The sequence below is a fragment of the Campylobacter sp. US50a genome, from assembly GCF_004379015.1.
Taxonomy (GTDB): domain Bacteria; phylum Campylobacterota; class Campylobacteria; order Campylobacterales; family Campylobacteraceae; genus Campylobacter_D; species Campylobacter_D jejuni.
Genome location: NZ_RYYJ01000001.1, coordinates 50,619 through 63,008, shown reverse-complemented (window position 1 = coordinate 63,008; position 12,390 = coordinate 50,619). Strand labels below are relative to the sequence as shown.

General features: G+C 30.5%; 13 protein-coding genes. 6 read left to right on the top strand and 7 right to left on the bottom strand.

Going from position 1 to position 12,390, the window contains the following annotated elements; all coding sequences use genetic code 11:
• Window positions 1-3: 3 nt before the first annotated feature.
• Window positions 4-810 (top strand): YihY/virulence factor BrkB family protein, encoded by an 807-nt coding sequence (locus ELQ11_RS00330; protein ID WP_002933815.1) that lies wholly within the window; start codon window positions 4-6, stop codon window positions 808-810.
• On the opposite strand, the gene ELQ11_RS00325 is transcribed toward ELQ11_RS00330, so the two are convergent.
• The 4 genes from ELQ11_RS00325 to ELQ11_RS00310 are packed head-to-tail and all read right to left on the bottom strand — an operon-like array spanning window position 754 to window position 4,679.
• Window positions 754-2,013 carry a ComEC/Rec2 family competence protein gene (locus ELQ11_RS00325; protein WP_134225071.1) on the bottom strand — a complete coding sequence of 420 codons (1,260 nt, stop codon included), beginning with the start codon at window positions 2,011-2,013 and terminating at the stop codon, window positions 754-756. The two genes, ELQ11_RS00330 and ELQ11_RS00325, sit on opposite strands and share 57 nt — an antisense overlap.
• Complete coding sequence (locus tag ELQ11_RS00320; RefSeq protein ID WP_070248825.1) at window positions 2,013-2,570, bottom strand: DedA family protein; 558 nt, start codon at window positions 2,568-2,570, stop codon at window positions 2,013-2,015. Before ELQ11_RS00320 ends, ELQ11_RS00325 begins: the two co-directional genes overlap by 1 nt.
• Before the next feature lie 8 nt (window positions 2,571-2,578).
• Window positions 2,579-4,132, bottom strand: a complete 1,554-nt coding sequence (gene rny / locus ELQ11_RS00315) for a ribonuclease Y (protein ID WP_052949264.1) — start codon at window positions 4,130-4,132, stop codon at window positions 2,579-2,581.
• Window positions 4,053-4,679, bottom strand: a complete 627-nt coding sequence (locus tag ELQ11_RS00310) for a 5-formyltetrahydrofolate cyclo-ligase (RefSeq protein ID WP_002870831.1) — start codon at window positions 4,677-4,679, stop codon at window positions 4,053-4,055. The genes rny and ELQ11_RS00310 overlap by 80 nt, the downstream gene beginning before the upstream one ends.
• Before the next feature lie 83 nt (window positions 4,680-4,762).
• On the opposite strand from ELQ11_RS00310, the gene ELQ11_RS00305 reads away from it, so the two are divergent.
• From ELQ11_RS00305 to ELQ11_RS00285, 5 genes are all read left to right on the top strand, one after another.
• Window positions 4,763-5,320, top strand: coding sequence for a TlpA disulfide reductase family protein (locus tag ELQ11_RS00305; RefSeq protein ID WP_002870830.1), 558 nt, complete (start codon window positions 4,763-4,765; stop codon window positions 5,318-5,320).
• Window positions 5,320-6,186 carry a signal recognition particle-docking protein FtsY gene (gene ftsY, locus ELQ11_RS00300; protein ID WP_134225070.1) on the top strand — a complete coding sequence of 289 codons (867 nt, stop codon included), beginning with the start codon at window positions 5,320-5,322 and terminating at the stop codon, window positions 6,184-6,186. The genes ELQ11_RS00305 and ftsY overlap by 1 nt, the downstream gene beginning before the upstream one ends.
• The gene (gene radA / locus ELQ11_RS00295) at window positions 6,186-7,526 is read left to right on the top strand and encodes a DNA repair protein RadA (protein WP_002870828.1); all 1,341 of its coding nucleotides are present in this window, start codon (window positions 6,186-6,188) and stop codon (window positions 7,524-7,526) included. Before ftsY ends, radA begins: the two co-directional genes overlap by 1 nt.
• Window positions 7,527-7,594: 68 nt before the next feature.
• The gene (locus ELQ11_RS00290; RefSeq protein ID WP_002870827.1) at window positions 7,595-8,275 is read left to right on the top strand and encodes a F0F1 ATP synthase subunit A; all 681 of its coding nucleotides are present in this window, start codon (window positions 7,595-7,597) and stop codon (window positions 8,273-8,275) included.
• Window positions 8,272-8,463 carry a hypothetical protein gene (locus ELQ11_RS00285; protein ID WP_002870826.1) on the top strand — a complete coding sequence of 64 codons (192 nt, stop codon included), beginning with the start codon at window positions 8,272-8,274 and terminating at the stop codon, window positions 8,461-8,463. The genes ELQ11_RS00290 and ELQ11_RS00285 overlap by 4 nt, the downstream gene beginning before the upstream one ends.
• Window positions 8,464-8,484: 21 nt before the next feature.
• Here the strand turns inward: ELQ11_RS00285 and metF are convergent, their stop codons facing one another.
• The 3 genes from metF to ELQ11_RS00270 are packed head-to-tail and all read right to left on the bottom strand — an operon-like array spanning window position 8,485 to window position 12,389.
• The gene (gene metF, locus ELQ11_RS00280; protein WP_052949266.1) at window positions 8,485-9,333 is read right to left on the bottom strand and encodes a methylenetetrahydrofolate reductase [NAD(P)H]; all 849 of its coding nucleotides are present in this window, start codon (window positions 9,331-9,333) and stop codon (window positions 8,485-8,487) included.
• Window positions 9,334-9,342: 9 nt separating this feature from the next.
• Window positions 9,343-11,607, bottom strand: a complete 2,265-nt coding sequence (metE, locus tag ELQ11_RS00275; RefSeq protein ID WP_134225069.1) for a 5-methyltetrahydropteroyltriglutamate--homocysteine S-methyltransferase — start codon at window positions 11,605-11,607, stop codon at window positions 9,343-9,345.
• 11 nt (window positions 11,608-11,618) lie between these two features.
• Complete coding sequence (locus tag ELQ11_RS00270) at window positions 11,619-12,389, bottom strand: MetQ/NlpA family ABC transporter substrate-binding protein (RefSeq protein WP_002870823.1); 771 nt, start codon at window positions 12,387-12,389, stop codon at window positions 11,619-11,621.
• Window position 12,390 lies beyond the last annotated feature (1 nt).

The window sequence follows — 12,390 nt, the reverse complement described above, 5'->3', positions numbered from 1 at the left end:
AAGTTGAAAAATTTTTTTACTATTTTGCTAAATTTGCGTGATAAGGAAATTTTAAATTATGCAGCAGCGCTTAGTTTTTATACTGTATTATCTTTAATACCTATTTTATTTGTATGTTTTTCTGTTTTTACGCAAATTTCTAGTTTTAAAGCTTATTATGAAAAAGCAAAGCAAGTAATTTTTGCTTTTTTAATACCAACGCAACAAGATGTTGTTGCTACTTACATCGATACTTTTTTAAAAAATAGTGTAAATTTGGGTATTGTAGGTCTTATTGCTATGGCATTTACTTCTTTAGCTTTTTTTTCAGGCTATGATTTTGTAATCAATCGTATTACTAAAAATGAACCTAAAGGACTTTGGCAAAGCATTAGTTCTTATTGGACTCTTTTAACTCTTGTTCCTTTGGGGCTTGGGCTTAGTTTTTATATTTCAGGTTTTATCCAACAAACTTTAGATGATTATAAAATAGGGTTTAATTTTTTTGAAATTTTACCCTTTGTAATTATTTGGGGTTTATTTTTTATATCTTATTCAAGTTCTGTTCATAAGGGAACTCTTAAAAGTTTAGCTTTAGTATCTTTTGGAGCGGGTGCTATTTGGTATATAGGAAAAAATTTATTTGTATATTATGTGGTATATAATAAAACATACGCTAGTGTTTATGGATCTTTTTCTACTATTTTATTCTTTTTTATTTGGATTTATATTTCTTGGATTATTTATCTTTTTGGGCTTAAACTCTATTATTTTCTAAATCACAATCATAATGAAGGGAATAAAATTCGCAAAAATACAAAGAAAAGCTAGATATTTAAATCGCACAGAGATTAAAGAAGTAATAAGATAACTTATAAAAATCCAAAATGGGATATGGATATTAGTTCCATAAATTTTAAATTTAAAAAATTCATCCAAGATAAAATTGAGCAAATCTCCATAGTTTATAAGATGCAAAAATAATACTAAAGGATAAAATATTACAAAAATTCCACTCAAAATAATACCTAAAATTTGTTGGTAGCTTATAAGTGGAAAAAAATAAAGCACAGGTAAAACCATAGCAAAAAAAGTCCAAATATTAAGCAAAATAATATTTATAAGATTATTAAATTTATTTGCAAAATGATGCATATATAAAAAAATATAAAAAACACCTAAAATAGAAAATAAAAATCCAATGCTAAATAAAAGTCTAGGGTAAAGAGAAATGCATAATAAAATACTACAAAAAAGCGTAAAGAAATTAATAATTTTTATATTTTTACACAATAGATAAAAAACCCAAAAAGCCATAATCAAGGAGCGCACAAAAGAAGGGACAAATCCTATTAAACAAGCATAAGCTAAAAGTAGTGTAAAAATTAAAATACTTAAATCTAAACGTAAATTTCTATAAGGAAAATATCTTTTTTGGAAAAAACTATAAATTGGAGCTAAAATAAAGAAAATTAAACTAAAAAGCAAGCCTATGTGATAACCGCTAATTGCTATAAGGTGTGCTATGCCGTAGTAATTTACATCGTTTCTAAGCTCTAAAGATATGGGCAGTGCAAAAAATAAAGCACCATAAAATTCTTTAATTTTTTCATTTGTATGTTGATTTAAGAAGTAAGATATAATGGGATTGTATTCTTTTTCTTTTAATTTTTCAAAATCATAAGAAGGTGCGTAAAAACTTTTGCTCAGATAGTCTTTAAAGTTAATATTATGGGTGATAATTCTAAGGCTTAAAAGTTGATTCTTGCTTAAATTTAAATCCTTAAAACTTGTAGTATAAAAAGTGAAGTTTTCAGTTTGTAGCTTTAAAACCCAGTATTTTTTATTTTTTTTATTATATTTTGTATATTGGTGCGTTAATAGAGCGTTATTTATAAAGTAATGTTTTTGGTTTTTAAATTTTAAAAAATTATTATATTCTAAAAGGATATTAAAAATAAAAATAATAACAACAGATAAAAATAAATAATGAAATTCTTTAAAAGAGTAAGAAAAAGAATTCCATAGAGACATTATTTTTTGGAAAATTTACTTAAATAGAGCCAAATTATTCCAGCTAAAAATAATAAAAATAAAGGAGCAGTATAAGGATATAAACTCAGTTTATCAAAAATTGCTTCAATAACATACCCAAAAGTATAAGCAACAAAACCTAGAACAATAGCCCATGCCAAACTAGCTAGAGTATTGATAATAAAAAATTTAATAAAATTATATTTTGCCATACCTGCAGCTATGGGAATGAAAGTTTTTAAACCATAAATAAATTTTTGAGTTACAAGTAAAATAATTCCGTGTTGTTTTGTTTTCATCATAGCAAGGGCTAGTTTGCGTCGGTGTTTTTTAAAATAAGGCATAATATCTTTTTTATAATATTTTCCAAGTATAAAAAGCAAAGTTGAACCTATGGTATTAGCAATAAAAGCAAGAGCAATGCAAAAACTAAGATCCATTTTTCCTTGAGAACTTAAAACTCCTGCAGCTAAAATTCCAACCATTCCACCCCCTAAAGAGTAAAAGAATAAAACAATATAACCATATTTTATTAAAGTATCAATCATATCTTGCATAATAAACCTTATTTAGCGTATTCTACAGCTCTAAGTTCACGTATAACATTGACTTTAATTTCACCAGGATATTGCATTTTTTCTTGAATTTCAGCTGCTATTTCCTTAGCCAAAAGTACACTTTCATCATCATTAACAAGCTGAGCATTGGCTATGACGCGAATTTCTCTTCCGGCATTGATTGCATAGGCATTTTTAATTCCTTCTTTACTTTTAGCGATATCTTCTAACTCACTGACTCTTCTTAAGAAAGCTTCTAACACTTCTCTTCTAGCTCCAGGTCGTGCAGCACTTAAAGTGTCTGCTGCACAAACAGCTGCTGATTCTATGCTTGTAGCTTCTTCGTGTCCATGGTGTGCGTAAATAGCATTGATTACTACAGGATGCTCTTTATAGCGTTTGCAAAGTTCTGCACCTAAATCCACATGAGATCCTTCAAAATCATGGGTTAATGCTTTTCCTATATCATGTAAAATTCCCGCGCGACGCGCTAAATTCTCATCTCCACCACATTCAGCAGCAATGATTCCTGCAAGGTGAGCCACTTCCAAAGAATGTGCTAAAGCGTTTTGTCCATAGCTTGCGCGGTATTTGAGTTTTCCTATGAGTTTTACAATTTCAGGGTGTATTTTATTTAAACCTAGATCCATAACTATGGTTTCGCCTTCTTCTAGAATAGCACTATCAAATTCTTTGCATACTTTTTCGTGAATTTCTTCTATGCGCGCGGGTTGAATTCTGCCATCTTCAACTAAAAGCTCTATAACTTTTGTAGCAATAGCACGGCGATAAAGATTAAAACAACTTACTATAATAGCACCTGGTGTATCATCGATGATAATATCAACACCTAAAACCATTTCTAAGGTTTTAACATTGCGTCCTTCTTTACCAATGATACGTCCTTTAAGTTCATCGTTTTTAATGTTAATAACATTGATAAGTCTTTCAGCTGCAAATTCACCTGCAAAACGAGAGGTAGCTTGAGCAATGATGAAGTTAGCTTTTCTTTTGGCTTCATTTTTTGCTTCTTCTTCATATTTTCTTACTATATGTGCAATTTGCTCGCGAGAATTTTCTTCTACTTTTTTAAGAATGATTTCTTTGGCTTCATTTTGTGTAAGTCCTGTAGAATGTTCTAAAATTTTTAAAACATCGTCAAGTTTTTCTTGATATTTATTTTTTAATTTATCAACATCAGATTGTAAGTCTTGAATGTGTTTTTGTGACTTGCAAAGGTATTCTTTATCTTCTTTTAGTTTTTCTTCTTCTTGTTGAAGTTTTTGTTCTTTTTTAGAAAGATCATCAAATTTTTGATTAAAATCTTTTTGAATTTTGTGAGTTTTTTCTTCGTATTTTTTTTTAACTTCTAATTCTGCATTAAGAATTGAATTTTTTGCATCTTTTAAAATAAGCTCTGCTTCGTATTCTATAGCTTTAGCTTTAGCTTTAGCTTGCTCTACGAAAATTTCATATTTGGCATCATTGATTTTTTTTGCAACTAAATATCCTATACCGAGTCCGACTATAGCGGCTATAAATGCGATCAGTGATTCTATCATTTTTTCTTTCTTTCTTGTAATATTTTTTATAAGGGTTTATGTATAATTTTCCTGAAATATCATGCTTTTGTGTTAGATTATTTTGACTTAAAGCATCTATACTTTGGACAAATATTACATGAGGTTTGTAATTTAAATTTTCAAAAAATCTATCATAAAAACCTTGCCCATGTCCTATTCTTTTTAAATTTTTATCGACGCCAATTACAGGCACAATAGCTAAATCAATTTTTGCTTTAAAAAAAGAATCTATAGGCTCTAAAACCCCAAACCTTTTTTTAATAAAAGGCAATCTTAATTTTACAATTTTTAAACTTTTATCTTGCATAAATGGAACAAAAAGTTTGTAATTTTTATTAAGAATATGGCGAAATTTTATTAAGTTTGGTTCATAATGCAAAGGAATAAAAATTAAAATATTTTTAGCTTTAAATAGTTTTATTATTTTAAGACATTCTTTAAATATTTTATAATCTTGTTTGAAATTTAGTTTTGAATGTTTGAAAAGGCGTATTTTTTGCAATGCCCTGAAATCTGTTTTTTCCATGTAATATGCCTTTAAAAAAATATTATCTTATGTATGTTATAATTTTAGCATTTTTATAAAGAAGAATAAAGGATTGATAAATAATGAAGATTAAAAAAATACTTTTACTAGTGGCAATATCTTGTTTGTTTGTTGCTTGTAGCAATGATAAAGAAAAGCAGCAAAATGATGTAAATTTAAGCACCGAGACAAGTATAAATCAAAGTGATGATATGAATTTTAAACTTAATTTGATTGATGGAGGATCAATTTCAGTTAAAAAAGAAAATGCCGTTTTAAATTTCAACGATGAAGATAAGGCAACTTTGTTTGTATTTTTTACCACTTGGTGTACCCCTTGCATTGCTGAAATCCCTCATCTTAATAAATTACAAGAAAAGTATAACAATGATTTTAATATAGTTGGAGTTTTATTAGAGGATAAGTCTAATGAGGAGATTCAAAAATTTATAGAACAACATAAAATATCTTATAAAGTCTCTAATGGTGAAAATAACTATCTTTTAGCTAAAGCTTTAGGTGGGGTAAATGGAATTCCTACCATGTTTCTTTACAACAAGCATTCTAAATTGATTAATCAGTATTTAGGGCTTATTCCTGAAGAAATGCTAGAAATCGATATACAAAAGGCTATACTTTAATGTTTAATTTTTTTAAAAAAGGACTTGCAAAAACTCTTGAAAATATTATTGGAGTTAAAGGAGAGAATAAAAAGATAACCAAAGATTTGCTTGAAGAAATTTTGCTTGAAGCAGATGTAAGTTATGAAATAGTTGAAGAGATAATTTATTATTTACCACCTCAAAATGAAGTAAAAAAAGAAGATTTAAAGCGTGTTATGGGTTCTTATTTTCTTTATGAAAAAAAAGAAACCAATCAAGAAAAACCTTTTGTAGAGCTTATTTTAGGAGTAAATGGAGCAGGAAAAACAACAAGTATTGCCAAGCTTGCTTTTTTATACAAAAACCAAAATCAAAAAGTGGTTTTAGGAGCGTGTGATACTTTTAGAGCAGGTGCGATTGAGCAATTAAAACTTTGGGCGCAAAAAGTGGATGTAGATATAGTTTTAACTGCACAAGGGCATGATCCTTCAGCGGTTGCTTTTGATACCATTTCTAAAGCAAAAGCAAAGGATTTTGATAGAGTTATTATCGATACAGCAGGGCGTTTCCAAAATCAAAAAAATTTAGCTCATGAGCTTGAAAAAATTGTAAGAATTTCAAACAAAGCTTTAGAAGGCGCACCCCATAGAAAAATTTTAGTTTTAGATGGAACACAGGGAAATGCTGGAATTTTACAAGCTAAAGCTTTTAATGAGCTTGTAAAACTTGATGGTGTGATTATTACAAAGCTTGATGGGACAGCTAAAGGGGGTGCACTTTTTAGTATAGCAAGAGAGCTTGAGCTTCCTATTTTTTATGTAGGCGTGGGTGAGCAAATGACGGATTTACAAGAATTTAATGCAAATGCTTACTTAGATACTTTATTAGATCCTATTTTTGAATAATGGCAAAAAATAAAGCACTTTTTGAATGCCAAGCTTGTGGAAATCAACAAAGCAAATGGCTTGGAAAATGTCCTGATTGTGGAGCTTGGGATAGTTTTATAGAATTAAAAGCTGAGCAAATTAAAGTTTTAAAAGAGCTTGCACAAGTTAGTATGAAAACAAGTGAGGCTGTTTGTATTGAAGATGTGGAGTTAGAACATTTTACAAGATACAGCACAGATGATAATGAGCTTGATTTGGTTTTAGGTGGAGGGCTTGTTGAAGGTTCTTTAGTGCTTATAGGCGGAAGTCCAGGTGTGGGAAAATCTACGCTTTTGTTAAAAATTGCTTCAAATTTAGCTAAACAGGGTAAAAAAGTGCTTTATGTCAGTGGCGAAGAAAGTAAAGCCCAGATTAAATTAAGAGCTGATCGTCTTGAGGCTAATACTCCGAATTTATTTTTACTTACTGAACTTTGCCTTGAAAATATTTTAGAAGAATTGCACAAAAAAGATTATAGCATTCTTATCGTTGATTCTATACAAACTCTATATTCAAATAAAATCACTTCAGCAGCAGGAAGCATCACTCAGGTGCGTGAGATTACTTTTGAACTTATGCGTGTTAGCAAGGCTTATAATATCAGTACTTTTATCATAGGGCATATTACTAAAGAAGGTGCTATAGCAGGGCCTAGGGTTCTTGAGCATATGGTAGATGTGGTGCTTTATTTTGAAGGAGATGCCACTAAAGAAATCAGACTTTTAAGAGGCTTTAAAAATCGTTTTGGTGGAACGAATGAAGTAGGTATTTTTGAGATGACTGCTAAGGGTTTGATTAGCGCAAAAGATTTAGCAAATCGTTTTTTTACTCGTGGAAAGGCTATTTCAGGAAGTGCTTTAGGTGTTGTGATGGAAGGATCTCGTGCCTTGGTTTTAGAAGTTCAAGCTTTAGTGTGTGAAAGTTCTTACCCAAAACGCAGCGCTACAGGATATGAAAAAAATCGCTTAGATATGCTTTTGGCTTTGCTTGAAAGAAAACTTGAAATTCCTTTAGGGCATTATGATGTATTTGTAAATATTAGCGGCGGAGTAAAAGTAAGTGAAACTGCGGCGGATTTGGCTGTGGTTGCAGCTATTATTTCAAGTTTTAAAAATCGCCCTTTGAGCAAAGATAGTATTTTTATAGGGGAGCTTAGTTTAAATGGAGAAATTAGAGAGGTTTTTAGCCTTGATACGCGTTTAAAAGAAGCTAAAATGCAAAAATTTAAAAATGCCATTGTTCCTTCTAAGCCTTTGGAAGATATAGGGCTTAAGTGTTTTGTTGCTAAAGAACTTTCGCAAGTTTTAGAATGGATGTAAATTTTCATTAAAATATAAGTAAGATTTTGCTAAAATTTCGAGTTTAGAATAAAATTTTTGAGGAAACCATGAAAGATTTATTTTTATTTAGCTCTTTGCTTGATGCAAGTCATAGTTTTTCTTATTTTTTTCACATAGGTTTGGTAGCTTTAATTGCTGTTATAGTGGCTATGATGGCTACTCGTTCTATGCAACTTGTTCCACGCGGTATGCAAAATTTAGGTGAGGCTTTTTTAGAGGGAGTTTTATCTATGGGTAGAGATACCATGGGAAGTGAAAAAGGTGCAAGAAAATATCTTCCTTTGGTTGCAACTTTGGGGATTATAGTGTTTTTTAGTAATATTATAGGTATAATACCTGGTTTTCACGCTCCAACTGCAAGTTTAAATTTGACTTTGTCCTTAGCTATTATAGTTTTTGTATATTATCATTTTGAGGGTATTAGGGCACAAGGTTTTGTAAAGTATTTTGCTCATTTTATGGGACCTATTAAACTTTTAGCTCCTTTGATGTTTCCTATAGAGATAGTCTCTCATCTTTCTCGTGTGGTTTCTTTGTCCTTCCGTTTGTTTGGAAATATTAAAGGCGACGATTTATTTTTAATGGTAATTTTAGCTTTAGTTCCTTATATAGCTCCACTTCCTGCTTATGTGCTTTTAACTTTTATGGCATTTTTACAAGCTTTTATTTTTATGATTTTAACTTATGTATATTTAGCGGGTGCAACTGTTGTTGAGGAAGGTCATTGATCTATATTTTAGAATTTTTCAAAGGTGTATCTTTAGCTTTAATGCTTTTTGGTGCACTTTTCTTCTTTTTTAAATATAATTCTTTTTTCTATCTTTGCTTGGGTATTATACCAGGTTTGCTTTTATCTTTAATTTTTGTTTTACTTATAGAAAACCATAAGCTAAAAAATGAAAATAAGTTAAGATAAAAGCAAAAAATAGTTTATTTTCTAAGCACGAAGCTCTTCTTTAAGCAAATGCTTTACAGCTTCATAAATTTTAATAGCTGCTTTGGATTTATTCATAGTATAAAGATGAATTCCATCTACGCCACTTGTGATTAAATCGACAATTTGATCGCAAGCATACGCGATACCTGCATCTTCTAAAGCCAAAGTATTATTTTCATATTTTTCTAAAATTTTAACAAATTTAGGAGGGATTTTAGCTCCGCAAAGTTGAGAAATTTTTAAAACCTGTCTTTTGTTAGTAATAGGCATAATACCTGCGTAAATAGGTATGTCAATACCTGCTAAAGCACAATTTTGTTTAAAAGTATAAAAATCTTCATTATCGTAAAAAAGTTGAGTAATGAGCTTGTCTGTTCCTGCATTTACCTTAGTTTTAAGATGGTGTATATCCTCGATGAAATTTTTAGATTCATTATGTTTTTCAGGATAGCATGCGGCATAAATTTCAAAATATTCTTGTTTTTTTATAAAAGAAATTAAATCACTAGCATAAGAAAAATCTTTGCTTTTTTCTAAATTCTCACATATATCGCCTCTTAGGGCAAGAATTTGATTAAGATTTTTTTCTTTGCATTTTTGAAGTATCTGAGTGATTTTTTCTTTACTAGAATGGATACAAGGTAAATGTACTATGCTAGGAATTTGATATTCTTTCTGGATTAAGCTTGCAATTTCTAAAGTGTTTTGTGAGTTAACAGAGCCTCCAGCTCCAAAGGTTACGCTGATAAAATTAGGGCTTAATTGCCCTAAATCATCTAAGATAGCATGAAGATTTTTGATATTTTCATCCTTTCTTGGTGGAAAAACTTCAAAAGAAAAATTACACATAAAAACTCCTTATAATTGTTTTCGTATTTTTTGCGTAGCTGTAACTAAATTTTTAAGAGAGGCTATAACTTCTTCATAAGCCCTTGTTTTAAGTCCGCAGTCTGGATTGATCCAAATTTGCTCGTTAGGTAATTTGTTTAAAATTTTTTCTATAGTTAAACTTAATTCTTCTACGCTTGGAACTCTAGGGCTATGTATATCATAAACTCCTGGTCCCACCTCAGTTTTAAAACGAATAGCTTTTAGGGTATCTAAAAGACTTAAGTTTGATCTTGAAGCTTCAAAAGAAATCACATCAGCATCCATAGCGTCAATTTCTTTTAAGATATCGCTAAATTCACTATAGCACATATGAGTGTGAATTTGAGTTTTAGCTTTTACCCCACTATGCACAAGATTAAAAGCAGGGATAGCCCAATCTAAATACTCGCTATGCCAATCACTTTTCCTTAAAGGCAGTTTTTCACGTAAAGCCGCTTCATCAATTTGTATGATTTTTATACCTGCATTTTCAAGATCTAACACTTCATCTCTTATAGCTAAGGCAATTTGCTCAGTGCTTTCTTTTAGACTGATGTCTTCTCTTGGAAAGGACCAATTAAGTATGGTTACAGGCCCAGTTAGCATACCTTTTACGATTTTTTGACTTAAACTTTGTGCAAATTTAGACCAAGCTAGGGTAATAGGCTTTGTGCGTGATACATCACCCCAAATCACAGGAGGTTTAACGCACCTTGTGCCATAGCTTTGCACCCAACCATTTTGAGTAAATAAAAAGCCCTTTAAATTCTCTCCAAAATACTCCACCATATCATTTCTTTCAAATTCTCCATGCACTAAAACATCAAGTCCTATTTCTTCTTGAATTTGTATGCATTCTTTGATTTTTTGTTGGTTAAATTCAGTGTAGTTTTGAGCTGAAATTTTTTCTTGCTTAAAGGCAAGGCGATTAGATCTTACATCGGCACTTTGAGGAAAGGAACCTATGGTTGTGGTTGGTAAAAGAGGGAGTTTTAAAAATTCTTTTTGGATTAAGGCGCGTTCTTTAAAACTAGGCGTTCTGGTAAAATCTTCTTTTTTTAAAGCCTTAAGCCTTGCTTTGACTTTTTCATCTAAACGCTCTGGGATATTTTTAAAAAGCTCTTGATTGGCTCTAAAGAGCGGATTTTCTTCGCTAGAATTTAGAATTTCTTTTAAATCTTTAAGTTCTTGAAGTTTTTCTTTAGCAAAGGCAAAAAGTTTAAGATAGCTTGGATCCAATTTGCTTTCAAATTCAGTGCTATAAGGCACATGTAAAAGTGAGCAAGAAGTGTTTAAGATGATATTTTGTGTATATTTTTGAAGCTCTTTAATAAGCTTTAGGCTTTTAGCATAATCATTAGCATAGATATTTTTGGCGTTAATAAGACCTGCAAAAAGGATTTTATCTTTAGCAAAGCCGTATTTTTGAACTAAGGCTAAGCTTTGTTTACCTTCGATAAAATCAAGCCCCAAAGCATCAAATTTGCTTTCTAAAAGTTTAGGATAAATATCTCTTAAGTCCCCAAAATAGCTTTGAAGTAAAATTTTAAGATTTTTTTTGTGATTTAAAAGTTCTTGGTAAAATTCTTCGAACAAAGCGATATCTTCCTTGCTTAAATCATAAACCAAATAAGGCTCATCAAGTTCAAGCCATGTCACTTTAAGTTCATTTAGTTTATCAAAAAGCTCTATGTAAGCGTTTAAAAGCTTTTCTTTGGCGAGTTTTTGAGTTTTTTCATCTTTAAAGGCAATGAGTTTAAAAAGTGTGAAAATGCCTATTAAAACAGGCTTGCTTTCTATGCCAAGCTCTTTAGCTTCGAGATATTCTTTAAAAATTTTATCCCCTGTTAAAGCTATAATATCGGCATTATCACACTCAGGCACCAAATAATGATAATTTGTATTGAACCATTTTTTCATTGCTAAGGCTGTAACATCTCCATTTTCTCCTTGATAACCTCGACTTTGAGCAAAGTATTCATCTAAAGCATCTAAATTTAAATTTTTATACTTTGTATGAACAATGTTAAAAAGCACAGCCGCATCTAAGACATTATCATAAAGTGAAAAATCATTACTAGGGATAAAATCAATGCCAGCTTTTTGAATTTCTTGCCAGTGTCTAATCCTTAAATCCTTAGCACTCTTTAAAAGCTCCTCTTTAGAACTTTGGTTTTTAAAGTATTTTTCAATAGCAAATTTTAATTCTCTATTTGCACCTATTCTTGGGTAAGAAATGATTGAATTTTTCATATTTGTTCTCCTTAAAATGTAGGGATTAAAGCACCCTGATATTTTTCTTCTATAAATTTTTTAACTTCATCGCTTTGCAAGGCCTTTACTAGGGCTTTGATTTTAGGAAGGTTTTTATTACCTTCTTTAACGGCGATGATATTGCCATATTCACTATATTTACTTTCTGTATAAAGCCCATCTTTTACAGGGTTTAAACCTGCTAAAATAGCAAAATTGCTATTAATAAGAGAATAATCTACATCATCTAAACTCCTTGTAAGTTGAGCGTCTTTTAACTCTACAAATTTAAGCTTCTTAGGATTTTTAGTGATATCTAAAGGAGTGATGAGCTCATTATCCTTAACTTCTATAAGTCCTTTGCTTGCTACAATGCGTAAAGCACGGCTTTCATTTGTAGGATTATTGGGTATAGAAATGCTTTGTCCTTCCTCGGGGTTAAATTTTTTATGTTTTTTAGAATACACTGCCATAGGTTCTATATGGATACTAGCAACTTTTACAAGATGAGTGCCTTGTCTTTGATTGAATTCTTTTAAATAAGGCTCATGCTGAAAATAATTAGCATCTAACTCACCATTTTCAACCATTACATTAGGGATTACTCCATCATTGAATTCATAAATTTTTAAATCATAACCTTGTTTTTGAAGCGCTGATTTTATAAATCTTAAAATATCTGCATGAGGTGTTATAGAAGAGCCAACTTTAAGTTCTTCATTTGCCCATGCAAAACCGGTAAAAAGAGTAGCGACGCAAAAAGCTTTAGTAAATAAAGTCATT

Coding starts and splice junctions, on each gene's coding strand:
- ELQ11_RS00305 (WP_002870830.1), top strand. CDS start 4,763: ATGAAGATTAAAAAAATACTTTTACTAGTGGCAATATCTTGTTTGTTT.
- metE (WP_134225069.1), bottom strand. CDS start 11,607: ATGAAAAATTCAATCATTTCTTACCCAAGAATAGGTGCAAATAGAGAA.
- rny (WP_052949264.1), bottom strand. CDS start 4,132: ATGATAGAATCACTGATCGCATTTATAGCCGCTATAGTCGGACTCGGT.
- ELQ11_RS00320 (WP_070248825.1), bottom strand. CDS start 2,570: ATGCAAGATATGATTGATACTTTAATAAAATATGGTTATATTGTTTTA.
- ELQ11_RS00325 (WP_134225071.1), bottom strand. CDS start 2,013: ATGTCTCTATGGAATTCTTTTTCTTACTCTTTTAAAGAATTTCATTAT.
- metF (WP_052949266.1), bottom strand. CDS start 9,333: ATGTGTAATTTTTCTTTTGAAGTTTTTCCACCAAGAAAGGATGAAAAT.
- ELQ11_RS00310 (WP_002870831.1), bottom strand. CDS start 4,679: ATGGAAAAAACAGATTTCAGGGCATTGCAAAAAATACGCCTTTTCAAA.
- ELQ11_RS00270 (WP_002870823.1), bottom strand. CDS start 12,389: ATGACTTTATTTACTAAAGCTTTTTGCGTCGCTACTCTTTTTACCGGT.
- ELQ11_RS00290 (WP_002870827.1), top strand. CDS start 7,595: ATGAAAGATTTATTTTTATTTAGCTCTTTGCTTGATGCAAGTCATAGT.
- radA (WP_002870828.1), top strand. CDS start 6,186: ATGGCAAAAAATAAAGCACTTTTTGAATGCCAAGCTTGTGGAAATCAA.
- ftsY (WP_134225070.1), top strand. CDS start 5,320: ATGTTTAATTTTTTTAAAAAAGGACTTGCAAAAACTCTTGAAAATATT.